At 61.1% G+C, this 25937-nt stretch carries 20 protein-coding genes and 2 tRNA genes; 5 read left to right on the forward strand and 17 right to left on the reverse strand.

Going from position 1 to position 25937, the window contains the following annotated elements; translation table 11 throughout:
- The first annotated feature begins 46 nt into the window (after positions 1 to 46).
- The gene (locus tag ACK2VC_RS03835) at positions 47 to 1684 is read left to right on the forward strand and encodes an acyl-CoA synthetase (RefSeq protein WP_486732276.1); all 1638 of its coding nucleotides are present in this window, start codon (positions 47 to 49) and stop codon (positions 1682 to 1684) included.
- Positions 1685 to 2272: 588 nt separating this feature from the next.
- On the opposite strand, the gene ACK2VC_RS03840 is transcribed toward ACK2VC_RS03835, so the two are convergent.
- From ACK2VC_RS03840 to apbC, 16 genes are all read right to left on the reverse strand, one after another.
- Positions 2273 to 2348 (reverse strand) — tRNA-Glu (locus tag ACK2VC_RS03840).
- A gap of 38 nt (positions 2349 to 2386) precedes the next feature.
- A tRNA-Ala gene (locus tag ACK2VC_RS03845) sits at positions 2387 to 2462 on the reverse strand.
- A 58-nt stretch (positions 2463 to 2520) separates the two neighbouring features.
- Entirely contained in the window at positions 2521 to 3915 is a 1395-nt protein-coding gene (gene gltX / locus ACK2VC_RS03850) for a glutamate--tRNA ligase (RefSeq protein WP_486732277.1), read from the reverse strand.
- Between the two features lie 81 nt (positions 3916 to 3996).
- Positions 3997 to 4848, reverse strand: coding sequence for a formate dehydrogenase accessory sulfurtransferase FdhD (locus ACK2VC_RS03855; protein WP_486732278.1), 852 nt, complete (start codon positions 4846 to 4848; stop codon positions 3997 to 3999).
- A 111-nt stretch (positions 4849 to 4959) separates the two neighbouring features.
- Positions 4960 to 6117: a formate dehydrogenase subunit gamma gene (locus ACK2VC_RS03860; RefSeq protein WP_486732279.1), complete on the reverse strand. Its 1158-nt coding sequence runs from the start codon at positions 6115 to 6117 to the stop codon at positions 4960 to 4962.
- A gap of 21 nt (positions 6118 to 6138) precedes the next feature.
- Positions 6139 to 6363: a hypothetical protein gene (locus tag ACK2VC_RS03865; RefSeq protein ID WP_486732280.1), complete on the reverse strand. Its 225-nt coding sequence runs from the start codon at positions 6361 to 6363 to the stop codon at positions 6139 to 6141.
- A complete protein-coding gene (gene fdh3B, locus ACK2VC_RS03870) occupies positions 6360 to 6989 on the reverse strand; it encodes a formate dehydrogenase FDH3 subunit beta (RefSeq protein ID WP_486732281.1) in 630 nt (209 codons plus the stop codon). The genes ACK2VC_RS03865 and fdh3B overlap by 4 nt, the downstream gene beginning before the upstream one ends.
- Positions 6990 to 7083: 94 nt before the next feature.
- Entirely contained in the window at positions 7084 to 10044 is a 2961-nt protein-coding gene (locus ACK2VC_RS03875; RefSeq protein WP_486732282.1) for a formate dehydrogenase subunit alpha, read from the reverse strand.
- Positions 10045 to 10060: 16 nt separating this feature from the next.
- On the reverse strand, positions 10061 to 10252 hold the full coding sequence (locus ACK2VC_RS03880; RefSeq protein ID WP_486732283.1) for a hypothetical protein: 192 nt from the start codon (positions 10250 to 10252) through the stop codon (positions 10061 to 10063).
- 149 nt (positions 10253 to 10401) lie between these two features.
- Positions 10402 to 11019 carry a TorD/DmsD family molecular chaperone gene (locus ACK2VC_RS03885; RefSeq protein WP_486732284.1) on the reverse strand — a complete coding sequence of 206 codons (618 nt, stop codon included), beginning with the start codon at positions 11017 to 11019 and terminating at the stop codon, positions 10402 to 10404.
- A 22-nt stretch (positions 11020 to 11041) separates the two neighbouring features.
- Positions 11042 to 13141, reverse strand: coding sequence for a 4Fe-4S binding protein (locus tag ACK2VC_RS03890; RefSeq protein ID WP_486732285.1), 2100 nt, complete (start codon positions 13139 to 13141; stop codon positions 11042 to 11044).
- Entirely contained in the window at positions 13138 to 13728 is a 591-nt protein-coding gene (locus ACK2VC_RS03895; RefSeq protein WP_486732286.1) for a DUF3306 domain-containing protein, read from the reverse strand. The genes ACK2VC_RS03890 and ACK2VC_RS03895 overlap by 4 nt, the downstream gene beginning before the upstream one ends.
- Positions 13718 to 14215 carry a DUF3305 domain-containing protein gene (locus tag ACK2VC_RS03900; protein ID WP_486732287.1) on the reverse strand — a complete coding sequence of 166 codons (498 nt, stop codon included), beginning with the start codon at positions 14213 to 14215 and terminating at the stop codon, positions 13718 to 13720. The genes ACK2VC_RS03895 and ACK2VC_RS03900 overlap by 11 nt, the downstream gene beginning before the upstream one ends.
- 147 nt (positions 14216 to 14362) lie before the next feature.
- Positions 14363 to 17191 (reverse strand): formate dehydrogenase subunit alpha, encoded by a 2829-nt coding sequence (gene fdhF, locus ACK2VC_RS03905; protein WP_486732288.1) that lies wholly within the window; start codon positions 17189 to 17191, stop codon positions 14363 to 14365.
- A gap of 30 nt (positions 17192 to 17221) precedes the next feature.
- Positions 17222 to 18919: an NADH-ubiquinone oxidoreductase-F iron-sulfur binding region domain-containing protein gene (locus tag ACK2VC_RS03910; RefSeq protein WP_486732289.1), complete on the reverse strand. Its 1698-nt coding sequence runs from the start codon at positions 18917 to 18919 to the stop codon at positions 17222 to 17224.
- A 353-nt stretch (positions 18920 to 19272) separates the two neighbouring features.
- Complete coding sequence (gene apbC / locus ACK2VC_RS03915; RefSeq protein WP_486732290.1) at positions 19273 to 20361, reverse strand: iron-sulfur cluster carrier protein ApbC; 1089 nt, start codon at positions 20359 to 20361, stop codon at positions 19273 to 19275.
- Positions 20362 to 20534: 173 nt separating this feature from the next.
- Between apbC and metG the strand changes: the two genes are divergently transcribed.
- From metG to ACK2VC_RS03930, 3 genes are all read left to right on the forward strand, one after another.
- Complete coding sequence (gene metG / locus ACK2VC_RS03920; RefSeq protein ID WP_486732291.1) at positions 20535 to 22658, forward strand: methionine--tRNA ligase; 2124 nt, start codon at positions 20535 to 20537, stop codon at positions 22656 to 22658.
- 62 nt (positions 22659 to 22720) lie between these two features.
- Positions 22721 to 23212, forward strand: coding sequence for a GNAT family N-acetyltransferase (locus ACK2VC_RS03925; protein WP_486732292.1), 492 nt, complete (start codon positions 22721 to 22723; stop codon positions 23210 to 23212).
- Positions 23213 to 23399: 187 nt separating this feature from the next.
- Positions 23400 to 24395, forward strand: coding sequence for an IS30 family transposase (locus tag ACK2VC_RS03930; RefSeq protein WP_486730009.1), 996 nt, complete (start codon positions 23400 to 23402; stop codon positions 24393 to 24395).
- On the opposite strand, the gene ACK2VC_RS03935 is transcribed toward ACK2VC_RS03930, so the two are convergent.
- A complete protein-coding gene (locus ACK2VC_RS03935) occupies positions 24374 to 25102 on the reverse strand; it encodes a LysR family transcriptional regulator (protein WP_486732293.1) in 729 nt (242 codons plus the stop codon). The genes ACK2VC_RS03930 and ACK2VC_RS03935 overlap by 22 nt on opposite strands.
- A 138-nt stretch (positions 25103 to 25240) precedes the next feature.
- Between ACK2VC_RS03935 and ACK2VC_RS03940 the strand changes: the two genes are divergently transcribed.
- A complete protein-coding gene (locus ACK2VC_RS03940; RefSeq protein ID WP_486732294.1) occupies positions 25241 to 25879 on the forward strand; it encodes an NAD(P)-dependent oxidoreductase in 639 nt (212 codons plus the stop codon).
- Positions 25880 to 25937 lie beyond the last annotated feature (58 nt).

Genomic DNA, 25937 nt, shown 5'->3' on the forward strand with positions numbered 1-25937 from the left:
CGCTAAACCAACGCCAAACCCTCCGCTCTCTCTTCGCGCAGACACCATGACTACTTCGCCCATCTACCAGGAAGCCGGCCTCGAACCGAATGCCGCCAACCACGTGGCGCTGTCGCCGCTGAACTTCATCGAACGCGCCGCTGCCGTCTATCCGGATCGCCTGGCCGTCATCCACGGTGCCCAGCGCCATACCTGGCGCCAGACCTATCTGCGCTGCCGCCGTCTGGCCTCGGCCTTGAAGCACGCCGGCGTGCAGCGCGGTGATACCGTCGCGGTGCTGGCGCCGAACATCCCGGCGGTGTACGAAGCGCACTTCGGCGTGCCGATGGCCGGCGCCATATTGAATGCGCTCAATACCCGGCTCGACGCCGACACGCTTGCCTTCATCCTCGAGCACAGCGGCGCCGCGATCTTGTTTGCAGACCGCGAATACTCGGCCACCGTGAAAAAGGTGCTGGCCAAGCTCGTGCGGACCGTGCGCGTGATCGATATCGACGACCCGGTCTACACCGGCCCCGGTGAACTCGTGGGCGACTGCGAATACGAAGCCTTCCTGGCGAGCGGCGGCGCCGACGAGCCCTACGACTGGCCGGAAGACGAATGGCAATCGCTGTGCCTCAACTACACCTCCGGCACCACCGGCAATCCCAAGGGCGTCGTCTACCATCATCGCGGCGCCTACTTGAATGCGGTCGGCAACGTGCTGGCCTCGAACATGCGGCAGCATGCGGTCTATCTGTGGACGCTGCCGATGTTCCATTGCAACGGCTGGTGTTTCCCATGGACCATGGCGGTGCTGGCCGGCACCAATGTCTGTCTGCGGCGCGTGGAAGCCGCGGCCATTTTCGAGGCGATCGCCATGCATCGCGTCGATTATTTCTGCGCCGCGCCGGTGATCCTGAACATGCTCGCCAACGCACCGCCGGAAGTGCAGGTCGCGATATCGCATCCGGTCGAAGTGCAGACCGGCGGCGCACCGCCGCCCGCTACCATCATCGCCGCCATGGAAACGCTGGGGATAAGCGTCACCCATCTCTATGGCCTGACCGAGACCTACGGCCCGTCGGTGAGCTGCGCCTGGCACGAGGAATGGGATGCCTTGCCGATGGCCGAACGCGCTGCTCTCAAATCCCGCATCGGCGTGCGCAAGCACAATATGGAACAGGTACGCGTGCTCGACCCGGCGACGCTGGAGCCGGTGCCGGCCGACGGCAGCACCATGGGTGAAATCATGATGCGCGGCAATACCGTGATGAAAGGGTATCTTCGCAATCCTGCGGCGACGGCGGAAGCTTTCGCCGGCGGTTGGTTTCACACCGGGGACTTGGGCGTGGTGCATCCGGATGGCTACATCCAGGTCAAGGATCGCGCCAAGGACATCGTGATTTCCGGCGGCGAGAACATCTCCACTGTCGAGGTCGAGGATGCCCTGTATGCGCATCCGGCGGTACTGGAAGCGGCAGTCGTAGCCCGGCCGGATCCGACATGGGGTGAAACGCCCTGCGCCTTCGTCACGCTCAAGGAAGGCCAACAAGCCAGCGCCGATGAACTCATCGCATTTTGCCGCCAACGGCTAGCCGGCTTCAAGATCCCGCGCACCGTGATTCTCGGGCCGTTGCCGAAAACGGCGACGGGCAAGATCCAGAAATTTGCCCTGCGAGAGCAGGCGAGGAGCCTTGAATAGCGGGAGCACTCCGCAAATTAGCACCGGTTGATGAATGCAAATTTATTGTCCACGTTTTTAAGAAAGAGATGAAAAAATCCATGAGATTTGCCACTGAAGGACGGGTGTTTTCGATAGGCATGGTTCGACTATCGGAGGCAAGCTATGGCACCGCCAGTCAATGAATGATTTCAAGCGCAAGCCGACGGAACTCGCCAAGGATCCCGCAACCAGCAAGGTCGGCATACCGATGGTTTGCCGCAACCAGCGATACCCCTGCGCGGGCATGAGGGCCCGCACTCCCAGTGCTCTCTCGGGAGGAGCGCATTTTTCTTGCTTGAAGAATTTCAGTGGATACGGCGAGGGATTGCGAAGAAGCGCGATATCTCAGACCTAACGCGTGAGGCTCAAAAGCCGCCGGCCACGCTTGGTACGATACTACCGAATTCGAAGTTGGCGCAAAGCGTTGCCTCTCGACCGTTCGCAATCGTTTTGTGACATAACCCAAAAACCAACTGTGTAGTAGCAGCCAGAAACTAGTAGCATCCAGAAACGAAAAAAACCCTGAATAATCAGGGTTTTTTTTCGTACCAGATGAATCTGGAAATTTGGCGTCCCCAAGGGGATTCGAACCCCTGTACTCACCGTGAAAGGGTGATGTCCTAGGCCTCTAGACGATGGGGACAGTGACCTGTCCGTACTACCGACCTGACTACTCTTTGTTGGTGGAGGTAAGCGGGATCGAACCGCTGACCTCTTGCATGCCATGCAAGCGCTCTCCCAGCTGAGCTATACCCCCTGCAAAGAAACGAGATTATAGCAAAGCTTTTCCCTCTGTGTAAATCTACTTTCAGTAGTTATGCGAGATATTTCTCGAGTCTGGCAATGATCACGTCACGGTCGAACAACGCGATCACGGCGTCGATCGACGGCGTCTGCAACTGTCCGGTAATCATCAAGCGCAACGGCATCGCCAATTGCGGCATCTTCAGCTGATGCGCCTTCAGCACTTCTTTCAGCATCGCCGACAATTGCTGTCGATTCCATTCGACGCTGCGACAACGCTCCAGGTAGTCGACCAACGCCGGCTTGACCGCTTCACTGACATGCTGCGCAAGCAAATCGGCATCCGGATTCGGCTGCCGGTAAAACAGCATCGCCGCATCTGCCAGTTCGACCGTGGTATTGGCGCGTTCCTTCAGCAAGCCCAACACCGCTGGCAGGTCGGGGGCGCCATCAAATTGCGCGCCGGCGTGTTCCAGCAGCGGCCGCACCAACTGAGCCAGGCGGTCATCATCGGCCGCCTTCAGGTAATGATTGTTGAGCCATGCCAGCTTTTCCGGGTTGAACTGTGCCGGCGATTTCGACAGATGGCTGAGGTCGAACCAGGAGCAGAATTCCTGCATCGAAAATATCTCGTCGTCACCGTGGCTCCATCCGAGTCGCGCGAGGTAGTTGAGCATCGCTTCCGGCAAATACCCTTGCGCCGGATATTCCATGACGCTGACCGCGCCATGCCGCTTCGATAGCTTCTCGCCGTCGGCGCCGAGGATCATCGGCACATGACCGTATTGCGGCAGCGTGGCGCCCAGCGCTTTCAGGATGTTGATCTGGCGCGGTGTATTGTTGACATGGTCGTCGCCGCGGATCACGTGCGTGATTCGCATGTCCCAATCATCGACCACAACGCAGAAATTGTAGGTCGGTGTGCCGTCCGGCCGGGCGATCACCAGGTCGTCCATCTCGCGATTGGCGATTCGGATCGGACCTTTCACCAGGTCGTCCCAACTGACATCGCCATCGACCGGATTGCGAAAGCGCACCACCGGCTTGCGCCCTTCCGGCACTGGTGGCAATACCTTGCCCGGTTCCGGCCGCCAGGTGCCGTCGTAGCGCGGCTTTTCGCCAGCGGCACGCTGGCGTTCGCGCATTTGCTCGACTTCCTCGGGGGTGCAATAGCAATGGTAGGCGGTCCCTGCCTGCAGCATCTGCGCAATCACCTCGCGGTACCGATCCATGCGCTGCATCTGATAGAACGGCCCCTCGTCGTGTTGCAAGCCCAGCCATTGCATGCCGTCCAGGATTGCCTGTACCGCTTCCGGCGTGGAGCGCTCCAGATCGGTATCTTCGATACGCAAAATGAAGGTGCCGCTGAAGTGGCGCGCATATGCCCACGCAAAGAGTGCGGTACGGGCACCGCCCAAATGAAGGTAACCGGTGGGGCTTGGAGCAAAACGGGTGCGCACAGTCATGGCAAATAAAAACGGCCTTGGATAGCCAAAGCCGCGATGCGGAAAAACCCCATTTTACCCGCTTGTCTGCGTGGACGAAATCTATGCGACTTTCAACGCCCCGCCGGCCAACGCCAACGCCGGGTCCAGCAACAGGCGCTCGCGGCCCGACAGCAACAGGAAATGCTTGCCCGAGCAGCGCGCGAGCAGCGACATGCCCAAACGCTCGGCAACCATGTGCCCCATTTGCGTCGTGCCGGAACGGGAGAGCAGAAATGGAATTCCCATCTGCGCTCCCTTGATGACCATTTCGGAAGTCAAACGGCCGGTCGTGTAAAAAACCTTGTCATCGCCGTCGATACCGTCCAACCACATTCTGCCGGCAATCGCGTCCACCGCGTTATGGCGCCCGACATCCTCGACAAAATAGAGTAGGTCTCCGCTGGCCGAAAACAATGCACAACCATGCACCGACCCCGCCTGTTTGTAGATGGATTGCTGGGTCCGAATCGTATCGACAATCTTGTACACAACAGCCTGCGCCAGCCTTGCATCCGGCGGCAACTGGATTTTGTCCACTTCGTCCATCAGCCCGCCGAATACCGATCCCTGTCCGCAGCCGGTGGTGACCACCCGTTTCTTGGTGCGTTCCTCGACGTTGGCAATGCCGCTGCGAGTGGTAACCGCAACCGCCTCGACCTCCCAGTCCACCTGCACCGACAAAACGTCCTCGATTTTCTTGACCAGCCGCTGATTGCGCAAATAGCCGAGCGTCAAAGCTTCTGGCGCGCCTCCCAGCGTCATCAAGGTTACCAATTCGCGCTTGTCCACATACATCGTCAGCGGGCGTTCCGCCGGAATCGAGATGGTCGACACCCGGCCACGCTCGTCCACCGCTTCGACCTCGCGGGTCAGATCAGCACTGGAATTGGACAGCAGCGGGCGAAACGACATAGGTTTGCAAGTTGCGCCAGGCAACACACTTCATGGTGGATTAATCATTTGCTGACTTGACCATCAGCGCGCAAAGGCAACGATACAACAAATCCGGTACGCAGGCCGCATTCAACCCTCGGCCGGTAGCCGATAAGCAGCGCCGGTTTTGTTGGCGCTCTCTTCGCTGCGGACGCGTGGAATTTTTCCGCTCTGAATCTCGTTGTACCAAAGGTCGTGATGTTCCTTTGCCCATTCGTCATCAACGTAACCAGTGGCCATTGCTTTATAGGCGCCTTCCATGCCGAGCGTACCCATGTAGATATGCCCAAGCGCAATGCTCATGAAGATCACGGTACTGATGATATGAACCACGTTAGCGATTTGCATGTTTCCACGTGTGTAATCGAAACCTGGAATCAGCATGTTCAATACAAAGCCGGAACTGCTGACAAACAGGCCGAGTACCACCACCCCACCCCAAAACCAGAGCTTCTCGCCGGCATTGAAACGCCCCGAACTGACATTTTCCTTGCCGAACAAGCCGCCCAGCCGGGTCAGCCATTTCACGTCCGTTGCTTCCGCCAGATTGTCCTTGACGAACAGGAGAAAAACCACGACCAGCGCTATCGTGAAAATGGGACCGACGAAATTATGAATATTCTTGCACGCAAACGAAAACCATCCGAACAGACTTGGGCCGAATAGCGGCAATATGATGTAGCGGCCGAACAGCATGGTAATGCCAGTCAACGCCAGCAGAACAAAACTGATTGCGGTGGTCCAGTGCGCGACGCGCTCCAGAGAGGTAAAGCGCTCGATCACCCGTCCGCTCGGACGCTCTTTCAATTTTGCCGTTCCAAACAGAAAATACACTGCCACAACAGCCAGTAGCGCCACAATCAGCATCCAGCCGCCGATCTGGCTGAGCGGACCATTGCGGTAATTGCGCCAAGCCTCCCCCGCAGTCGTGGCGTGCGCCTGCCCCGGGAACCGAACCTTCGGTTGGATCAGTACGCCAGCCTCGCGCGCCGGCAAGCTGGAATAATTCTGCCGCCCTTCTTTTACGATCCGATAGGTCGGCGCCAGATTGCCGGGCTGGTCGCGGGTCCTTTCTGCCTGATTCTGTTTCAGATAATCGAGCGATTCCGATTCCACGTTCGGAATGGATTGCGGCGTACCGGGAGCTGCCACGACGCGGCCGGCATCTTGATTTTGGGCCACGGCACTACCGGTCAGCAGCACCATCAGCGAAAAACCCAATGCCAAGCCGGCAATCAATTTTTTCATGATGACTCCTGCGCCATGCGGTCAGTGAACCTTCAGGTATTCATTCTGCGTTTGCGCACGATTACGAAGCTGGGTTTCCCAGCGCATCTTGTCGCCCGGCTGCCAACCCGGCGTAACAAAAGCATTCTGCGCGCCCTGCCACGCCTTGCCATCCACTTTCGCATTCGATGTACGCAAAGACTGGTCTGGTTCGCTGCATGCGGCCAAGCCTGCAATCAGCAGGAAAATTCCGATAAGCCGCATCATGATTTTTTCTCCTCGGGCGCTTTCGCCTCCGGATTGTGCGACTTGCCGTACGCCGTGCCCCAACCCCAAACCTCGCTGCCCTTGCCACGCTGGATCACCCGGGTACGCAAAATATCCGCGATCACATCGCCATCCCCGCCCAGCAATGCCTTGGTGGAACACATTTCCGCACAAGCCGGCAATTTACCCTCGGCCAGCCGATTACGGCCGTATTTTTCAAACTCGGCCTGCGAGCCGTCAGGTTCAGGGCCGCCGGCGCAAAATGTGCACTTATCCATCTTGCCACGCAAACCAAACGTGCCGTTGGATGGAAACTGCGGGGCGCCGAACGGGCACGCATAGGAGCAATAGCCGCAGCCAATGCAAATATCCTTGTCATGCAGTACCACACCGTCATCGGTACGGTAAAAGCAATCTACCGGACAGACCGCCATGCACGGCGCATCGGAACAATGCATGCAGGCGACCGATACGGATTTTTCCTGGCCGATTACCCCATCATTGATGGTCACCACCCGGCGCCGGTTCACGCCCCAGGGCACTTCGTTCTCGTTCTTGCATGCGGTTACACAGCCGTTACACTCGATGCAGCGTTCCGCGTCGCAAATAAATTTCATCCGTGCCATTTGCCTTGTCTCCTTGTCCGACCGGATGCGGGCCCGTCCGGTTTTAGATCAAGCCGAAGATGAAAGCTGCCCGACTCCCCTGTGCGACCTCAATTCAGGCTTGAAATTTCTCGATATTGCAGATCGTGGTTTTGGTTTCCTGCATCATCGTCACCGAGTCGTAACCATACGTGGTTGCGGTATTCACGGCATCGCCACGCACGACCGGATGGGCTCCTTCTGGATAATATTCGAGCAGATCCCTGCCCTGCCACCAACCGGAAAAATGGAAGGGAACAAACGCAGTATCGGGTCCGACGCGCGGCGTGACCTGCGCCCTGACCTTGATACGGGCCCCCGTCGGAGTTGCTACGATCACGAAATCGCCATTTCGAATACCGCGGTCGGCAGCAGCTTTCGGATTGATCTCGACGAAATTTTCCTGCATCAGTTCGGCCAGCCACGGATTGGAGCGCGTCTCTTCGCCGCCGCCCTCAAATTCAACCAGCCGGCCGGAAGTCAGGATGATCGGGAATTTTTCGTACAATTTTGCTTCGACATTCTTCTGCTGCAGCGATTTATACAGGGTCGGCATGCGCCAGAATGCCTTCTTGTCGTCGTGCGTCGGGTATTTGGCGACCAGGTCCGGTCGTGTGCCATAGATGGGTTCACGATGCAAAGGTACCGGATCAGGGAAATTCCAGACCAGCGCGCGTGCCTTGGCATTGCCGAACGGATGCACGCCATGCACTTTCAGGCACACACGCTGGATTCCGCCCGACAAGTCGGTCTTCCAGTTCTTGCCTTCGGCCGCCTGCTTCTCGGCGTCCGTCAGATCGTTCCACCAACCCAGTTTTTTCAGCAGCACATGGTCGAATTCGGGATAGCCGGTTGGGATTTCGGAACCCAGCGAACAGGAGCCATCTTCGGCCAGCAGATTCACCCCTTCCCGTTCCACGCCGAAATTGGCGCGGAAATTGCCGCCGCCATCCATCACATGTTTGGAAGTGTCGTACAGGTTGGGCGAACCCGGGTGCTTGAGCTCCGGCGTTCCATAGCACGGCCACGGCAGTCCGAAATAATCGCCAGTCAGGTCATAGCCTGTAGCCGCATCCTTGCCGCCTTTGCATTTCAGCGTCTTCACATCGAACATCTGCATGTTGCGCATGTGCGCCTTCAACCGCTCCGGCGACTGGCCGGTATAGCCGATCGTCCAGGAGCCGCGATTGATCTCGCGCAGCATGTCTTCCGGCTCTGGTTCCATCATCCCGCCCTTGCCGGACACCAGTTTGATTTTCGCCACCAACTCCTTGCCGAATCCGAGCTTTTCTGCCAGCTGGTACATGATCATCTGGTCGGTGCGCGATTCGAACAGCGGCTCGATCACCTTTTCGCGCCACTGCAGCGAACGGTTCGAAGCGGTCACCGAGCCCGAAGTTTCAAACTGGGTTGCGGCCGGCAACAAATAAGCGGCGCGGTTCGGATTCAATTCCTGGCCTTCGACCTTCATCGCGGTCATCGCCGCAGTGGCCGACGGATAGGGGTCGATCACGACCATTAGATCCACCTTGTCCAACGCTTTTTTCATGTCCAGGCCGCGCGTTTGCGAATTTGGCGCGTGACCCCAGAACACGATCGCCCGGACATTGTTGTCCTGATCGATCAGATCGTTTTTCTCCAGCACCGCATCCACCCAGCGCGACACCGTGGTACCGGATTTTTCCATCATCGCTTGCGAGGGATATTGCTTCTTGACCCATTCGTAATCGACGCCCCAGGCGGCGCACCAATGCTTCCAGGCGCCGGTCGCCAGCCCATAGTAGCCGGGCAATGAATCCGGATTGGGACCGATATCGGTCGCGCCTTGCACGTTGTCATGGCCGCGGAAGATGTTCGCCCCGCCACCCGACACCCCGACGTTGCCGAGTGCCAGTTGCACGATGCAGGACGCCCGCACCATGGCGTTGCCGATGCTGTGTTGGGTTTGTCCCATGCACCAGACTAGGGTGGATGGCCGGTTCTTCGCCATCGTCTCCGCTGCCTTGTACATTTCTGCTTCCGGCACGCCGCAGGCGTCTTCGACCTTTTCCGGCGTCCAGGTCATCACTTCTTCCCGAACCTTCTCCATGCCGTAGACGCGATCATGGATGTATTTCTTGTCCTCCCATCCGTTTTTGAAGATGTGATACAAGAGGCCGTACAGGAACGGGATGTCGGTACCGGACCGGATACGGATATATTGGTCCGCCTTGGCTGCGGTGCGGGTAAAGCGCGGATCGACCACGATCATCTTGGTCCCGCTTTCCTTGGCGTGCAGCATATGCAGCAACGAGACCGGGTGCGCCTCGGCTGCGTTGGATCCGATATACAGAGCAGCTTTCGAATTCTGCATATCGTTGTAACTGTTGGTCATGGCGCCGTAGCCCCAGGTATTCGCGACCCCTGCGACCGTCGTCGAATGGCAAATGCGCGCTTGATGGTCGCAATTGTTGGTGCCGAAGAACGACACGAACTTGCGCAACAGCGCCGCCTGTTCGTTGTTGTGCTTGGAAGAGCCGACCCAGAACACCGCGTCCGGCCCGCTGGCCTTTTTGATTTCCAGCAGCTTGGCGGAAATCTCGTTCAAGGCCTGGTCCCAGCTGATGCGCTGATACTTGCCGTTGACCAGTTTCATCGGATACTTCAGGCGATATTCGCCATGCCCATGCTCGCGCAGCGCGGCCCCCTTGGCACAGTGGGCACCGAGGTTCAACGGCGAATCGAATACCGGTTCCTGCCGGACCCAGACACCGTTTTCGACCACCGCATCCACCGCGCATCCGACCGAGCAATGGGTGCAAACGGTGCGTTTGACTTCGATTTTCTTGCCAGCAGGCTTGTCATCGGCGGCCGCTTTTGCCTTTTCGATCAACCCCAACTGGGAGACTGCAATACCCGCACCGACGCCGATTCCGGATCGTTTCAGGAACATCCGCCGATCCATAGTCGGCAGGGCGCGCGACAGGGAATCGGACAAGCTCGACGCAAAACGCGAGTGGGAATGCTGGCCGCCCTGGCCCTTGCGAGTCAACAGCATGGTGTCACCTCGTTGGTTAGATTGCGGTGGTGCGGTAGTATTTTTTGACGTGCTCGGTCAAACGGTAACCGTCGCCCGCCGGTTCTTCCGGTGCAGACGAATTCAAGGGACTTGCCTTAGGGGAGAGTTTGACGGCCAGACCGGCTGCTGCGACCAGGCCAAGGCCAGCAAAGAAGCTGCGCCTCGCGATTTTCTTTTGCTCTGTCATGTTTGTCTCCAAAAAGGATACGACAGGAAGAAATGCGTTTTTTAATTGTTTATTTAAAATGCAGTATTGCAGCTTCTTCCAACAAGTGCAACAAATAATATCTTGAGCCGGCGCAAGACATTTCCATCGACAAATTTCCTTGTGGCAAGTCAGCCGAACAGATCAAATGCCTGCATCTCAATTTCAAAGTAGCAGCGTGCCACCCGCGCGGCCGGCCCATAAAATGCCGCGTCCCCTCGCCGTTCCAGCGTCTCCCACAAGGTATTGACCCACGGCTGCAGGTGTTCGGCAAAGAATTTTTTTTGCACCGACAGGCCGGAATGCACAGAATCATCCGACGTAATCAGATAGCGCATCACTTCGCACAAGGCGGCAATATGGTCTTCGCTCTCAACCGTTGTGTCGGCACGCTGAAGGCCCAAGGCGGCCAAATCGGTACGCAAGGCGACCAGAGGCTTCTCCATCAAGAAGCCTGACAGGTAATAGGATCCATACAGCATGACTTCCGGCTTGCCGACGCCGATGAAAAGGCGTTCGTATTCGTCCCGCACCGCTTCGGCATCCGTCGTTTGGGCGACGGCCGCCAACCCAAGCCAGGCGTCCTCGAGGAAACCGCCGCCGCCCGATTCGGTGGCGGCGATTCGGTCCAGCAGTTCTTGTGAAGGTGGCGCATAAAAGAGACTAGCCAGGGTGCCATACCAGGCGGCCCGCGCCAGTTCCTCATCGCGCCCAGGCGTCTCGGCAATCAGCGGTTCTTCGTTTGTCATGAACGTCCCTGGTTCCTAAAAATCAATGCCGCCGGCTCACATCGAGAATCGACACTTCCTGCTTGTTTTCCATCATGTCGATCACCCGGCAATCGGAGCACATCTTGATGCGGTCCAGATTGCCGGCGAAGGCGCCGTGCAGCGACAGCTTGCTCAACATGTTGTTAATCATCTGCAAGGTGCCGAACGGCTTCTGGCAGCGAATGCAGTGATACGGCGCCGCCTCGTTGATCACCCGCGCTTTTTTCGCGGCGTCGGTCAGCAGCAGGCGCGGCGTCAGCGTGATTGCGTTTTCCGGACAGGTCTTCTCGCACAGCCCGCATTGCACGCAATTTTTTTCGACGAAGCGCAGTTGCGGCAAATCAGTGTTGTCCATCAACGCCGACTCCGGGCAGGCGCCGACGCAGGACATGCACAGGGTGCAGGTATCCGTGTTCAGGTTGACGGTGCCGAACAGCGACCCGGCCGGCAAGGCGATTTCTTCGGCGGGCTGCGGCGCGAATTTCAGGAAATGATCGATCGCGAAATCCAACGTGCCACGCTTGTCGACAGCGACGTTGAAGCTCGCTTGCGCCTGCGGTACCGCGGCCGGCTGCAGCGCATGCAGCGCCGTTTCCAGTTCCGCCGCATTCGCCACCCGTAGCAGTTGAACGTGCGTGCCGGCATAACCCAATCCCGCCAGGATTGCCTGTGCGCTGGCCATCTGCTGTTCCAGCGCATCGACATACTGCGGCGCCTCCTCGCCGGTCATCAATACCGCGATATTGGCAGCGCCATAGGCCAGCGCCGCCAGCCACAGGTCGATCCCGACTGCCGCCGTATGATGGACATCGATCGGGATCACGCGCGCCGGTATCCCGCGCCCGCCGACCATCGCCAACCGGCCAGTCTGCTCGATCAGCGCCGCACCCTGCTCCCTGCTGTGGAACAGCAGTGCCGCCTGCTGTCCGCCAGCGCGGTGGTAGGCCGCCAGCATGGTTTTCAAGCGGGTACCCATATCGGTTGCGCGCGGCCAGGAATACTCGATCGCGCCTGACGGACAGACGGTGGTGCAGGCACCGCAGCCGGCACACAGGTTCGGATCGATCCGGACGTGGTTGCCGTCATGGCTGATCGCTTCAGCGGAACAGACATCGATGCAGGCGGTGCAGCCGATCTTTCCATTGCGGCCATGGGCGCACAATTTTTCCTTGTAGCGGACAAAACGGGGTTTCTCGAACTCGCCGACCATCTGCGCCAGCTTCAGCGCATCGCCCGCCTGGCGCGCGGCGTCGCGGCCGGGGGCGAAATACCCTTGCGGCAATTGATGCCTGGCCAGTACCGGCGTGTTCGACAAATCGAAAATCAGGTCGTATGCGCCGCTGCGCTCGCTGGCCTGGCGGGCGAAATCGATGGCGCCGATCGCGCCGCAGGCGGCGACGCAGGCGCGATGCGACTTGCACTTGTCGAGGTCGATCTGGTAGGTCAGGTCGATCGCACTCTCCGGGCAGGCGTCGATGCACGCCATGCAGCGAGTGCAGGCTTCCAGATCGATGGGGTTGTCCTGGCGCCAGTTGACCTTGAAGGCGCCGAGCCAGCCGGAAATTGCGATCCGGCTGCCGGAAAAAACCGGGAAGGAGCGGTCGTGCAGCATCTCGCCGCTGTCGTGGCCGGCAGTCAGCAATACGCTCACCTCCAGTTGCCCACCCAGCTTCCTGGCCCAGGGCAGCGCCTGGTCAGCGGTGCCGATGATCAGCACGTGGCCGCCCGATTCGTAACCGACCGCCGGGACCGGATCCGGATCGGGTAGCGCCGCGCCGGCCAGGAGCGCCGCCATTTTTGGCAACGCAGCTCCGGCTTGCGCGCCCCAGCCGCCGGTCTCGCGGATGTTCACGAAACGCAGTGGCGCCGCTGAGTTCTTTTGCTGTGCCAGTTCGGCAAACAGCGGGCGCTCCTGGGTGCAGGCAACCACCACGGTGTCGACACCATCGATCGCATTCAGATATTCGCCGATCTGGCGACGGCACAATTGATGCGCGACCGGCAGCGCCTCGGTGCCCAGCGCCGCCCCCAGCTTGGCCCCGGCGGCAGCATCCAGCGGCATGGTGTGATTGCAGCTGCATACCTTGAAGCGTGTCGTCATGTCGTACCTCGGTCGGAAGTCGTCGGAGTGGCTATTGGTATTTCACATGGGAGCGGCTGCACATCGGGCTGCTGCATGCCGGGTTCGGCCGGATCGCTGACCGGCTGCGGATCCGGCAGCACCGCAGCCGCGGCTTGCGCCGCGCCGGCAGGCATTGCCGGATCGATTTCCACGACTTTCTGAACCAGCTCCATTAGCGGCTTTTCCAGTTGCCCCAGTGGATTGAGCAATGCCTTGGCATGATTCAGGGCACGCAGCATGTCGGGCGGAATCGGCTCGAAGACGTTGTAGTCATCGATATAGGTATCGAGGCCATCCATCAGGTTGAAGTGCGGGTCGGAGAACAGCTTTTTCATGGCGGCCCGCTTGACGCTTTCATCGACTCCGCGCGCGATGAAGCGCGAATAATCCGATTCGGCAGTCAGCCGGCTCACCTCTTCCATGGTCGGCGCCAGTTGTACGGATGGTTCCGGCGGAGCAGGCTGCACAGCAGCGGCGGCACCATCCACGGCAACTGGCGCCGGAACGGTCTCCGCTTCCGGCTGGCGCCGCTTGCTCCAGCGCGCGAAAAAATCGTCAGCCGCCATGACGCCCGCCTTCGGCCCGAGCCATTTCCTCGACCGCAGCGCCGCCTTCAAACGAGGGTTTCTTGCGCTTCTTCTTGGCCTCGGGGCGATAGTGCAGCCCGATGAACTCCTGCAGCCAGTCGATTACCTGCCGCGAGGCGGGCAGGGTATCAACCTGTTCGCCACCATCCATCAAGCGCGCGGCCTCGTTGTAGGAAAGCGTGACGGCTTTCGGCACTGCGACTTCAATGCCGTCGATCGCTTCCAGGCGCCACATGATGAACCAGCAGGGAAGTGGCGAACTGGCATTCAGGAAATAGCCCTCGGCTTCGTCCGCGAACAGTTGGATATCGAATCCGGAAAAGATCCAGCGCGTGTCGTCTGGATCATCGCGCAGGCAATGCGCGGCGCCCTGCGCCGGGGCCACGTCATTCAGGACCTCCAGCGGCCGCCATTGATGGGGGCGCCAGCGGTTGTCGAGCGAGATGCGCTGCATGATGACATTCATGACCAACCGCACCTTTCAAAAGGGGGAATTGTCTTGCGCGTCAATCCATTGCGTGGCTAGATCATGGCACAGATGCCACCGCTTTGCAGCAATCCGGCGCGGCGACCTGAGACGCCGTGCCGGCCGATGTACCGCAATGCCCCGCCCTCACCCGCCGGTGATCACCCCCAGCGCCTGGCCGCCGCCATAGCTGGCCTGCAGCGGCGGCGCACCGCCCAGCGCAATGCGGATCGCGCAATACTTGAACTCGGGAATTTTCCCGAACGGGTCGAGCACCGGGTTGGTCAGCTTGTTGATGGCTGCCTCGTAATAGCAGAACGGCACGAACACCGCGCCCGGCGGCGAACCTTCATCGGCGCGCGCATACAGGCTGACTTCGCCGCGGCGCGAGGCGATCGTGATGACGTCGCCCGGCTTGCCGCCCAGCGCCGCCAGATCGAGCGGATGGATCAGCGCCACCGGATCGGGCTCCAGCGCGTCGAGCACCGCCGTGCGGCGCGTCATACTCCCAGTATGCCAGTGCTCCAACTGCCTGCCGGTAATCAATACCATCGGATACTCGGCATCGGGTCGCTCGTCGGCGGGAATGATGTCAGCCGGGACAAAACGCGCGCGGCCGCTGGCGGTCGGGAAATGATCGACGAACACCACCGGTTCGCCGGCATCGCCCTCCGTCTCGCACGGATAGGTGACCGCATGCTCGCGCTCCAGCCGGTCCCAGGTGATGCCGCCGATGCTGGGCATCGTGTGGCGCATTTCGTCGAACACTTCCGACACGTGCGCGTACTGCCAGTCGAGGCCGAGTTGCGCCGCCATCTGCTGGATGATCCACAAGTCCTGGCGCGCCTCGCCCGGCGGGTCGATGGCTTGGCGGCCCATCTGCAGCGTGCGGTCGGTATTGGTGAAGCTGCCGGTCTTTTCCGGAAAGGCCGAGGCCGGCAGGATGACGTCGGCAAGGTAGGCGGTTTCGGTCAGGAAAATATCCTGCACCACCAGATGGTCGAGCGCCGCCAGCGCCGCGCGCGCATGGTTGGCGTCGGGGTCGGACATGGCCGGGTTTTCGCCCATAATGTACATGCCGCGGATCTCGCCCCGGTCGATCGCATCCATGATTTCCACCACGGTCAGGCCAGGCTGGGGATCGAGCGTACCGGCCGGCAACTGCCAGGTGGCCTCGAAGCGCGCCTGCACCTGGGGGTCGGACACCTTCTGGTAATCCGGGTACATCATCGGGATCAGGCCGGCGTCGGACGCACCCTGCACGTTGTTCTGCCCGCGCAGCGGATGCAGGCCGGTGCCGGGACGGCCGATCTGGCCGGTCATCAACGCCAGCGCGATCAGGCAGCGCGCGTTGTCGGTGCCGTGCACGTGCTGTGACACGCCCATGCCCCACAGGATCATCGATCCCTTCGAAGTGGCATACAGGCGCGCCACGTAGCGGATGGTGTCGGCGTCGATGCCGCAAATCGGCGCCATCGCTTCCGGGCTGTAGCCTTCGACGTTCTTCTTCAATTCGTCGTAGCCGAGCGTGCGGCTGTCGACGAAGCCCTGGTCGACCAGCCCCTCATGCACGATCACATGCATCATCGCGTTCAGGAGCGCGACGTCGGTGTCGGCCTTGAATTGCAGGAAACGGTGCGCGATGCGCGCCATGTCCGAGCGGCGCGGATCGCAGACGATCAGCTTGGTGCCGTTCTTCACCGCGTTCTTGATCCAGGTGGCACCGACCGGGTGATTGACGGTTGGATTGGCGCCGATCACGATCACCACCTCGGCTTGCGTGACGTCCATCACCGGGTTCGACACCGCGCCGGAGCCGATGCCCTCCAGCAGCGCCGCCACCGACGAGGCGTGGCACAGCCGGGTGCAGTGATCGACGTTGTTGCTGCCGAAGCCGACCCGCACCAGCTTCTGGAACAGATAGGCTTCCTCGTTGCTGCCCTTGGCCGAGCCGAAGCCGGCCAGCGATTTCTTGCCGTGCCGGTCGCGGATTTGCTTGAGCTTGCCGCCGGCCAAGGCCAGCGCCTCTTCCCAGCTTGCCTCGCGGAACACGTCCAGCACGTGCTCCGGGTCCATCGTGAAATCGCCGCGCTTAGGCGCATCGGCGCGCCGGATCAGGGGTTTGGTCAGGCGCTGCGGATGGTGCGCGTAATCGAAGCCGTAACGGCCCTTGACGCACAAGCGCTTGTGGTTGGCCGGGCCATCACGGCCTTCCACGAACAGGATTTTGTTGTCCTTGACGTTGTAGGTGAGTTGGCAGCCGATGCCGCAATACGGGCAGACCGAATCGACCTGCTTGTCCGGCACGATCAGACCAACCTCGCGTGCCGGCATCAGCGCGCCGGTCGGGCAGGCCTGCACGCATTCGCCGCAGGCGACGCAGGTGGAGGCGCCCATCGGGTCGTCCATGTCGAACACGATCTTGGCCTGGTCGCCGCGGAAGGCGAGGCCGATCACGTCGTTCATCTGCTCGTCGCGACAGGCGCGCACGCAGCGCGTGCATTGGATGCAGGCATCGAGGTTGACCGCCATCGCCGGGTGCGACAGATCGGCTTGCACTGCAGGACGCGCGGCGAAGCGCGGCTTGCCGACCGCGAGTTTTTCGGCCCACTGGTCAAGTTCGTTTTGGCGCGTGTATTCGGTTTCGGGCATGTCGGACAAGAGCAGCTCGAGCACCATTTTTTGCGCTGCCTGGGCTCGCGCGCTATCGCTCTGCACCTGCATGCCGGCGCTGGGAGCGCGGCAGCAGGACGGCACCAGCACGCGTTCGCCCTGGATTTCCACCATGCAGGCGCGGCAGTTGCCGGCCGTGTCCAAGCCGTCCTTGTAGCACAAGTGCGGAATTTCTATACCTTCACGCTGCGCCACCTGCAGCAGCGTTTCGCTCTCGCGGCCGGTGACGGTGCGGCCGTTCAGTTCAAAGGTGACGACCGGCGCGTCCAGCTGCGCGATCTCGTTGCGGGTAATTGCATTCATTCGGAATTCCTCTGTGCTTCGGACGGGCGCTCAAGCCAGCTCGTGCGGAAAATACTTGATGACGCAGTCGACCGGGTTTGGCGCCGCCTGGCCCAGGCCGCAGATCGAGGCATCGCGCATCACCGCCGACAGTTCGGCCAAGAGGCCGGTATCCCACTGCGACTGCTCGATCAAGCCGAGCGCCTTGGCGGTGCCGTTGCGGCACGGCGTGCACTGGCCGCAGGATTCATGCTTGAAAAACGCCATCATGTTGCGCGCCGCGCCGACCGCCGTGTCCTGGTCCGACAGCACGATCACCGCCGCCGAGCCGATGAAGCAGCCGTAGGGCTGCAGGGTGTCGAAATCAAGCGGGATGTCGCCCAGCGCCGCCGGCAGGATGCCGCCCGAGGCGCCGCCCGGCAGGTAGGCGTAGAACTTGTGGCCCTCTTGCATGCCGCCGCAGTATTCCTCGATCAGCTCGGTGATGGTGATGCCGGCCGGCGCCAGCTTGACGCCCGGCTCGCGCACCCGGCCCGACACCGAGAACGAACGCAATCCCTTACGGCCGTGGCGGCCCTGCGCAGCAAACCAGTCGGCGCCCTTTTGGACGATCTCGCGCACCCAGTACAGGGTCTCGAAGTTGTGCTCCAGCGTCGGGCGGCCGAACAGGCCGACCTGCGCCACGTACGGCGGACGCAGGCGCGGCATGCCGCGCTTGCCTTCGATCGATTCGATCATGGCCGACTCTTCGCCGCAGATGTAGGCGCCGGCGCCGCGCCGCAAATGGATTTGCGGCAGCCCCGCCACCGGCGGCTCGGCCCGCAGCCTGGCCAGCTCCGCTTCCAGCAGCTCGCGGCAGCCGTGGTATTCGTCGCGCAGGTAGATATAGATTTCGGCGATGCCGACCACCCAGGCCGCGACCAGCATGCCTTCCAGGAAGCGGTGCGGATCGCGCTCCAGGTAGAAACGGTCCTTGAAGGTGCCCGGCTCGCCCTCGTCGATATTCACCGCCATCAGGCGCGGCCCCGCTTCGGCGCCGACGATGCGCCATTTGCGGCCGGCCGGAAAACCGGCGCCGCCGAGGCCGCGCAGGCCCGAATTTTCCATCGTGACCAGCAACTGCTCGCGCTCCAGGCCGCCGGTATGGCAGCGCCGCAGCAGCTGGTAGCCGCCCTGCGCCCGGTAGGCGGCATAATCCAGATATGGCTGCGGCGCATGCTGCAAGGCGCCGCTTTCCACCGCCTGCACCACGACATCGCAAGTCGCCTGCGGGATCGGGTTTTGCCCGGCCACCGCCACCGGCGCCTGCTCGCAGCGGCCGACGCAGGGCGCGGCCAGCACCCGCACTTCGCGTCCCAGCAGGGCCGGCAGCTTCTGCAGCAACTCCGCCGCGCCAGCCATTTCACACGACAGGCCGGCGCACACCCGTACCGTCAGCGCGGCGGGTGCAGGCTCGCCTTCCTTGACGACGTCGAAATGGTGATAGAAGCTCGCGACCTCGTACACCTCGGTCTGCGCCAGCCGCATTTCCTGCGCCAGCGCCGCCAGGTGCGGCGCCGACAGGCAGCCGTAACAGTCCTGAATCTTGTGCAGGTGCTCGATCAGTAAAGCGCGCTGGCGCGAGGCCTCGCCCAGCAAGGCGCGCACTTCGTCCAGCGCCTGCGGCTCGACGCGCCGGCCTTTCGGCTGTTGGCGCTTGCGCTCACGCGAAGCACCGGCGGGCAGGATCGGAATTACAGGGTGATTCATGTCTACTCCGGAAAATAGGGCAGCGGCGCCATGCCGAGGGCAGACCGCTCTTGATTTTGCAGGCATTTATCACGCCTTGCAGGCCGTGCCAACCTCAGGTTTTCGTCTGTTTTCGGTAAAAAATGGGAGTATGTTGAAAAAACATCCATTTTATAAACGTAAATAGCCATATACACGCCGAGTATACTGCCGAAGACATCCCACATTGTACCGATATCGTCAACACAACTTCGATCACTGAAAAAGCAATGGGCCACCGGCGACACCGGCGACCCATATTGTATAGACATGTAATGGCCCGCAGATTGTTGCGGGCCACCATCTTAATCCGCTTTACCCCACATCCGCGCCATTTAGGTGTTTTGAATCTTGATGGTTGGGAATTTGCTGCTCATGTCCTTCGCCTTTTCGGCCACCTTGATCGCCATCTTGCGCGCGATCTGCTTGTAGATGGCAGCCACCGCGCCATCCGGCTCGGCCACCACGGTCGGCCGGCCGGAATCGGTCTGCTCGCGGATTGCCATCGTCAGCGGCAAGCCGCCGAGAAAATCGACACCAAAGTCGGCGCACATCTTCTCGCCGCCGCCCTCGCCGAAGATCGGCTCGGCGTGGCCGCAGTTGGTGCAGATATGGGTGCTCATGTTTTCCACCACGCCGAGGATCGGAATTCCGACTTTCTCGAACATCTTCAAGCCCTTGCGCGCGTCCAGCAAGGCGATATCCTGCGGCGTGGTGACGATCACCGCACCGGTCACCGGCACTTTTTGCGACAGCGTCAACTGGATGTCGCCGGTGCCGGGCGGCATGTCGACGATCAGGTAATCGAGGTCGCGCCAGTTGGTTTGCGTCAGCAACTGCTGCAGCGCTTGCGTGACGATCGGGCCGCGCCACACCATCGGCTCGTCGGGATCGATCATGAAGCCGATCGACGACACTTGCAGGCCGTGGTTTTCCAGCGGCTCCATGGTCTTGCCATCGGTGGTTTCGGGGCGCCCGGCAATGCCCATCATCATCGGTTGCGACGGCCCGTAGATGTCGGCATCTAGAATCCCGACTGACGCCCCTTCGGCCGCCAGCGCCAGCGCCAGGTTGACGGCGGTGGTCGACTTGCCGACTCCGCCCTTGCCGGAGGCGACCGCGATGATGTTTTTCACGTTCGACATCGTCGCCACGCCGCGCTGCACCGCATGCGCGACGATCTTCGACTGCACCGCGACGCTGACGTTGCCGACACCGGGCAGAGCCCGCACGGCGCCGATGGCCGCCTTGCGAATGGCGTCGAACTGGCTCTTGGCCGGATAACCGAGTTCGATCTCGAAGCTGACTTCGGCGCCGTCGACGGCGAGGTTTTTCACCGTCTTGCCGGCCACCAGGTCCTTGCCGGTATTGGGATCGATTACCGTCGACAGTGCGGCCGTGACCGCTTCAGGCGTAATGCTCATGGATTGTCCTCTTGACTGTAGTGCGATGAGTTTGCGGCCAGTCTAAACCAATCGGAACCGAACCGCACCGTAAGCTTGCGAAATGGCGAGGATCGCATGCGGGCGGCGTGCCCGGGATGACAGAACGCATTGCGCTGCTAAAATCATGGCTTTCCCTTACCCGCATTGTCCCAATGAGCATCACGCCCGCGCGCCAACTGTTCGTCACCACCGCCCTGCCCTACGCCAACGGTCCTTTCCATATCGGCCACATCATGGAATACATCCAGGCCGACATCTGGGTTCGTTTCCAGCGCATGCAGGGGCATCAGGTGCACTTCGTCGGCGCCGACGATGCGCATGGCGCGCCGATCATGATCGCGGCGGAAAAGGACGGCGTGACGCCGCAGGAGTTCGTGGCGAAGATCGCTGCCGGCCGCCAGCAATATCTGGACGGTTTCCACATCGCCTTCGACAACTGGCATTCGACCGACGGCCCGGAAAACCATGCGCTGGCGCAGCAAATCTACCGCGACTTGAAGCAGGCCGGCTTCATCGCCACCAGGATCATCGAACAGTTTTTCGATCCCGAGAAAAACATGTTCCTGCCGGACCGCTACATCAAGGGCGAATGTCCAAAGTGCCATGCCAAGGATCAGTATGGCGACAACTGCGAAGTGTGCGGCGCGGTCTACACCCCGACCGACCTGATCGATCCCTACTCGGCCCTGACCGGCTCCAAGCCCGTCTTGAAATCATCGGAGCACTTTTTCTTTACCTTGTCCGATCCGCGCAGCGTGGAATTCCTGGAGCAATGGATCAAGGGCAGCGACGTCGACGGCAAGCCGCATCTGCAGCCGGAAGTCGCCAACAAGGTGCTGGAATGGTTTGCCCCGCGCGAAAACCAGGACGGCAGCACCAGCGAGGGCTTGAGCGATTGGGACATCTCGCGCGACGCGCCGTATTTCGGCATCGAGATCCCGGATGCGCCGGGCAAGTATTTCTATGTCTGGCTGGATGCGCCGATTGGCTACCTGGCCTCGCTGAAAAATTATTTCGACAAGAGCGGGCGCGACTTCGACGCCTTCATGGCCGACCCCGCCACCGAGCAGTACCACTTCATCGGCAAGGACATCGTCAACTTCCACACGCTGTTCTGGCCGGCGATGCTCAAGTTCAGCGGCCGCAAGACGCCCAACAAGGTGTTCGTGCACGGCTTTTTGACGGTCAACAATGGCGAGAAGATGAGCAAGAGCCGCGGCACCGGCCTTGACCCGCTGAAATACCTGAGCCTGGGCATGAACCCGGAATGGCTGCGCTACTACCTGGCCAACAAGCTTAGCGCACGCAACGAAGACATCGATTTCAATCCCGAGGACTTCATCGCCCGCGTCAATTCCGACCTGATCGGCAAGTACATCAACATCGCCAGCCGCGCGGCCGGCTTCATCACCAAGCGCTTCGACGGCCGGCTCTCGAATCCGATCAGCAAGTCGACCAACCGCTTCTGGGAACTGGTCGGCGCCGGCGAGGAAACGGCGATCCGCGATTCCTTTGATGCCCGCGAATTCGGCAAGGCGCTACGCCTGATCATGTCGCTGGCCGATGAAGTCAACCAGTATGTAGATAGCAAAAAACCGTGGGAACTGGCGAAAGACCCGGCCAATGACCAGGCGCTGCAGGATGTCTGCAGCGACCTGCTGCTGTCGTTCTATCGCCTCAGCATCTACCTGGCGCCGATCCTGCCGGCGCTGGCGCGCAAGGTAGCCAGCTTGTTCCAGATCGAGCGCGACCTGGCCTGGGCCGATCTGCGCACGATCCCGGCGGCGATCGGCAAGTTTGAACATTTGATGACGCGGGTCGAACCGAAGATGCTGGATGCCTTGTTCGAGGTGCCGGAAGCGGCGGCTACGGGAGATGCGAAGACCGACTCTCTCCCTGGGGGAGAGGACGGCGGCGCGATCGAGGCGATCGCGCCGGAGATCAAGATCGACGACTTCGCCAAGATCGACCTGCGCATCGCCAGGATCGTCAATTGCGAAGCGGTCGACGGTTCCGACAAGCTGCTGCGCCTGACGCTCGACGTCGGCGAGGGCCGCCTGCGCAACGTCTTTTCCGGCATCAAGTCGTCCTACCAGCCGGCCGACCTGATTGGCAAGCTGACCGTGATGGTCGCCAACCTGGCGCCGCGCAAGATGAAGTTCGGCATTTCGGAAGGCATGGTGCTGGCCGCCTCGGCCGCCGACGAAAAAGCCAATCCCGGTATCTATGTGCTGAACCCGTGGCCTGGCGCCCAGCCCGGCATGCGGGTCAGCTGAAAGCTATGGACCCCTTACCCAGTAGTAGCGGCTCTGCCGCGCTCCCTTCGGCGCCCCTCTCTGTGGCGCCCCCCTGCAACATCCTGGTACGCGAAGCCGGCGTCGACGACGCCGAGCTGATCGCCGAACTGACCCGCCTCAGCTGGGCCGACAAGGTCGCTGCCAGTTCCAGCGGCCACCGCGAAGACGTGGCGCGCGTACTGCACGACCTGCGCATCGGCGGCGGCTTCATCCTGCAAGTCGACGGCCAGTCCGCCGGCTCGGTGCGCTGGTTGCACGACGAGTACGAACCGGCGGTATGGGACATCGTACGCATGGGAGTGTTGCCTGCCTATCGCGGCGCCGGCCTGTCGCAGCACTTGCTGGAAGCGGTAATCCACCAGGCGCTGGCGGCCGACATCGACGAATTGCGGCTGGCGGTGCGTACCGACCAGTCGCGCCTGATCGATCTGTACTCCGCCTTCGGCTTCGAGCTGGCGCCGGAACTGGAATACGGCCACGCCAATCCGCTCGAGCCGGTGCCGTCGGTGATGCGCAAGATACTCGGCCGATAAGTTGCCGCCGAAAACGCATACTCCTGAAACAGATCCTAATATTCCGCCTGAAAATGGCGGATTTATAAGCATACTCCATGCAAATCAGGGGCGGTTTCAAACACGAAGTGCAACACCGATCAACGGAAGGAGGGCGAGATGCGCTAGCATTCGAACCCTTTGACCAGCCAGTCGAAAGTTGCCGAATATGCGCTATACACACCTCACCCGAGACGAACGATACCAAATTCACGAACTGCAGGCAGACGATCATTCAGTCAGCGAGATTGCGCGCCGGCTGGGGCGGCATCGCTCGACGATCAGTCGCGAACTGCGGCGCAACCGGGGCGTGCATCAATGGCGGCCTGGCCAGGCACACGATAAAGCCTTGGCACGGCAACAGAACAGTCGTAATGCGAGCCGGGTTGCCGACGCCGCCTGGTTGGCGGTTCAGGCCTATATCCGCCTGGACCTGTCGCCCGAACAAGCGATCCACCGCCTGACGCTGGAACGGGGCAGCCCGATCGGCATCAGTCATGAGAGCGTCTATCAACGGATCTACGCCGATCGGCGTGGCGGCGGCGATTTGATCCGGCACTTGCGCAGCCAGAAACCCCGGCGCCAGCGCCACGGCAGCGGCCGGCGGCGTCGGGGAATCCTGCCGGGCCGGATCGGCATCGAGCATCGTCCCCTGATGGTCGAGCAACGCCTGCGGCTGGGCGATTGGGAAGGCGACACCGTGATTGGCAAAGGCCAGCAAGGGGTGCTGGTGACGCTGGTGGAACGGCGGTCGCGCTTCACCCTGGCCGCCCCAGCCAACAGCAAGCAGGCCGAGGGCGTGGGTGCGGTGGTGGTCGATTTGCTCAGCCCGCATCGGCGGGTGTGCCACACCATCACCTTCGACAACGGATCGGAATTCGCCGACCACGCCTTGATCAGTGCCCGCCTGCGGGCCGATGTCTACTTTGCCCGCCCCTATCATTCCTGGGAGCGCGGCCTGAATGAAAACACCAATGGCTTGCTCCGGCAGTATTTCCCGAAGAACACCAATCTGAAAACCGTCAGCCAGCAAGCGCTCCAGGCCGCCGTCGACAAACTCAACCACCGCCCCCGCAAATGCCTTGGTTACAGAACCCCGCATGAGGTCTTTTACAACCTTGCTACACTTCCTCTGGATTTAGCCTATGTTGCACTTCGTGTTTGAAACCGCCCCCGCAGGACATCAGGGGAATCGACCCGGATTCTGGACTTCATCTGCACCAGCCTCGGGCGCCCAGCCGCCGGCGTGAATTTCCAGGTTTGCGCGGTCGGCAATAGCGTCAGCGCGATCCACTCGCCATGCGCCAGGTCTTCCGGCCGTTGCGGATATCCGACGCGCCGCAGATAGTCCGGCGCCGCCACCACGTATTGCTCGAACTCGCCCAGCTTGAGCGCGCGCAGCGATGAATCCTTGAGCCAGCCCATGCGAATCGAGAGATCGATGCCCTCCGCCACCAGATCGACGATCCGGTCGTCGGTGCGCAAGTCGATCTGTAGTTCTGGATGCAGCCGGGCAAATGCCGCAACCGCCGGTGCCAGCGAGCGCGCAGCATGGTTGACCGAGGTCGAGAGCCGCAGGCTGCCGCCCACCCTGTCGCGACTGGAGCCGACCTGTTCGAGCGCCTCCTGCAACGCCTGCAGCAATGGCTGACATTCAGCGTGCAAGGCGCGGCCGGCATCGGTCAGCATGACCAGGCGCGTGGTGCGCGACAACAGCGTAACGCCCAGCCGTTGCTCCAGGCGGCTGACCTGGATGCTGACCTTGGCCTTGGCGACGCCGAGGCGATCCGCAGCGGCGGTAAAGCTGCCGCTCCTGACCACCGCGTCGAAGAACAACAGGCTATTCAGATCAATTTCCCCGAGGGTCATCATGGCCGCCTTATTGTTAAGAAAACCGTAATAATGAATTATATTTATTCGGGTTTATCAAGACAATCATCAGTGCCATCATGTTTTGATTGGCTAACGGCCGCCATCAGGCGTGGCCAGCCACCGAATCAAGGAAAGATCATGAAAATTGTACTGATAGGCGCCAGTGGCTTCATCGGCTCGGCGCTGCTGAACGAAGCGCTGGCGCGCGGCCACCTGGTAACGGCGCTGGTGCGCCATCCGGAAAAGCTGGCGTCCCGGCCCAATCTGGAGGTGGTCGCCGCCGATGTGCTGGATACAGCCCGGCTGGCAACCCAGCTCACCGGTTTCGACGCCGTCATCAGCGCTTTCAGCGGCCATGCCCAAAGCAACACGTTCGACTATTACATGCAAGGGATCGGCTCGATCATCACCGCCAGCAAACAGGCCGGGGTTCCAAGGCTACTGGTGGTGGGCGGCGCCGGCTCGCTGCAAACCGCGCCAGGGGTGCAGTTGATGGATACCCCCGATTTCCCGCAAGCCTACCTGGCGACCGCCGAAGGCGCGCGCCAGGTGCTGGCGCTATTGCACCGTGAAGCGGACTTGAACTGGACCATGCTGAGCCCGTCGGCGATGATCGCGCCGGGCCGGCGCAGCGGCAAATTCCGCCTGGGCGGCGAACAATTGCTGGTATCCGCTGACGGCACCAGCCAGATCTCGACGGAGGACTACGCCGTCGCCATGATCGATGAACTGGAGCGTCCCGCGCACGCCCGACAACGCTTTACGGTAGGCTATTGACGACCGGCAAGCCAGCACCGAGCGCGATATTCCGCACCGTCCAAGCCGGGCCGGATTA

It is taken from the genome of Herbaspirillum sp. WTB6 (assembly GCF_057457785.1).

What these genes read in the sequence shown, in the direction of transcription:
- ACK2VC_RS03835 (WP_486732276.1), top strand. Translation starts at nt 47, where the DNA reads ATGACTACTTCGCCCATCTACCAGGAAGCCGGCCTCGAACCGAATGCC.
- gltX (WP_486732277.1), bottom strand. Translation starts at nt 3,915, where the DNA reads ATGACTGTGCGCACCCGTTTTGCTCCAAGCCCCACCGGTTACCTTCAT.
- ACK2VC_RS03855 (WP_486732278.1), bottom strand. Translation starts at nt 4,848, where the DNA reads ATGTCGTTTCGCCCGCTGCTGTCCAATTCCAGTGCTGATCTGACCCGC.
- ACK2VC_RS03860 (WP_486732279.1), bottom strand. Translation starts at nt 6,117, where the DNA reads ATGAAAAAATTGATTGCCGGCTTGGCATTGGGTTTTTCGCTGATGGTG.
- ACK2VC_RS03865 (WP_486732280.1), bottom strand. Translation starts at nt 6,363, where the DNA reads ATGATGCGGCTTATCGGAATTTTCCTGCTGATTGCAGGCTTGGCCGCA.
- fdh3B (WP_486732281.1), bottom strand. Translation starts at nt 6,989, where the DNA reads ATGGCACGGATGAAATTTATTTGCGACGCGGAACGCTGCATCGAGTGT.
- ACK2VC_RS03875 (WP_486732282.1), bottom strand. Translation starts at nt 10,044, where the DNA reads ATGCTGTTGACTCGCAAGGGCCAGGGCGGCCAGCATTCCCACTCGCGT.
- ACK2VC_RS03880 (WP_486732283.1), bottom strand. Translation starts at nt 10,252, where the DNA reads ATGACAGAGCAAAAGAAAATCGCGAGGCGCAGCTTCTTTGCTGGCCTT.
- ACK2VC_RS03885 (WP_486732284.1), bottom strand. Translation starts at nt 11,019, where the DNA reads ATGACAAACGAAGAACCGCTGATTGCCGAGACGCCTGGGCGCGATGAG.
- ACK2VC_RS03890 (WP_486732285.1), bottom strand. Translation starts at nt 13,141, where the DNA reads ATGACGACACGCTTCAAGGTATGCAGCTGCAATCACACCATGCCGCTG.
- ACK2VC_RS03895 (WP_486732286.1), bottom strand. Translation starts at nt 13,728, where the DNA reads ATGGCGGCTGACGATTTTTTCGCGCGCTGGAGCAAGCGGCGCCAGCCG.
- ACK2VC_RS03900 (WP_486732287.1), bottom strand. Translation starts at nt 14,215, where the DNA reads ATGAATGTCATCATGCAGCGCATCTCGCTCGACAACCGCTGGCGCCCC.
- fdhF (WP_486732288.1), bottom strand. Translation starts at nt 17,191, where the DNA reads ATGAATGCAATTACCCGCAACGAGATCGCGCAGCTGGACGCGCCGGTC.
- ACK2VC_RS03910 (WP_486732289.1), bottom strand. Translation starts at nt 18,919, where the DNA reads ATGAATCACCCTGTAATTCCGATCCTGCCCGCCGGTGCTTCGCGTGAG.
- apbC (WP_486732290.1), bottom strand. Translation starts at nt 20,361, where the DNA reads ATGAGCATTACGCCTGAAGCGGTCACGGCCGCACTGTCGACGGTAATC.
- metG (WP_486732291.1), top strand. Translation starts at nt 20,535, where the DNA reads ATGAGCATCACGCCCGCGCGCCAACTGTTCGTCACCACCGCCCTGCCC.
- ACK2VC_RS03930 (WP_486730009.1), top strand. Translation starts at nt 23,400, where the DNA reads ATGCGCTATACACACCTCACCCGAGACGAACGATACCAAATTCACGAA.
- ACK2VC_RS03935 (WP_486732293.1), bottom strand. Translation starts at nt 25,102, where the DNA reads ATGATGACCCTCGGGGAAATTGATCTGAATAGCCTGTTGTTCTTCGAC.
- ACK2VC_RS03940 (WP_486732294.1), top strand. Translation starts at nt 25,241, where the DNA reads ATGAAAATTGTACTGATAGGCGCCAGTGGCTTCATCGGCTCGGCGCTG.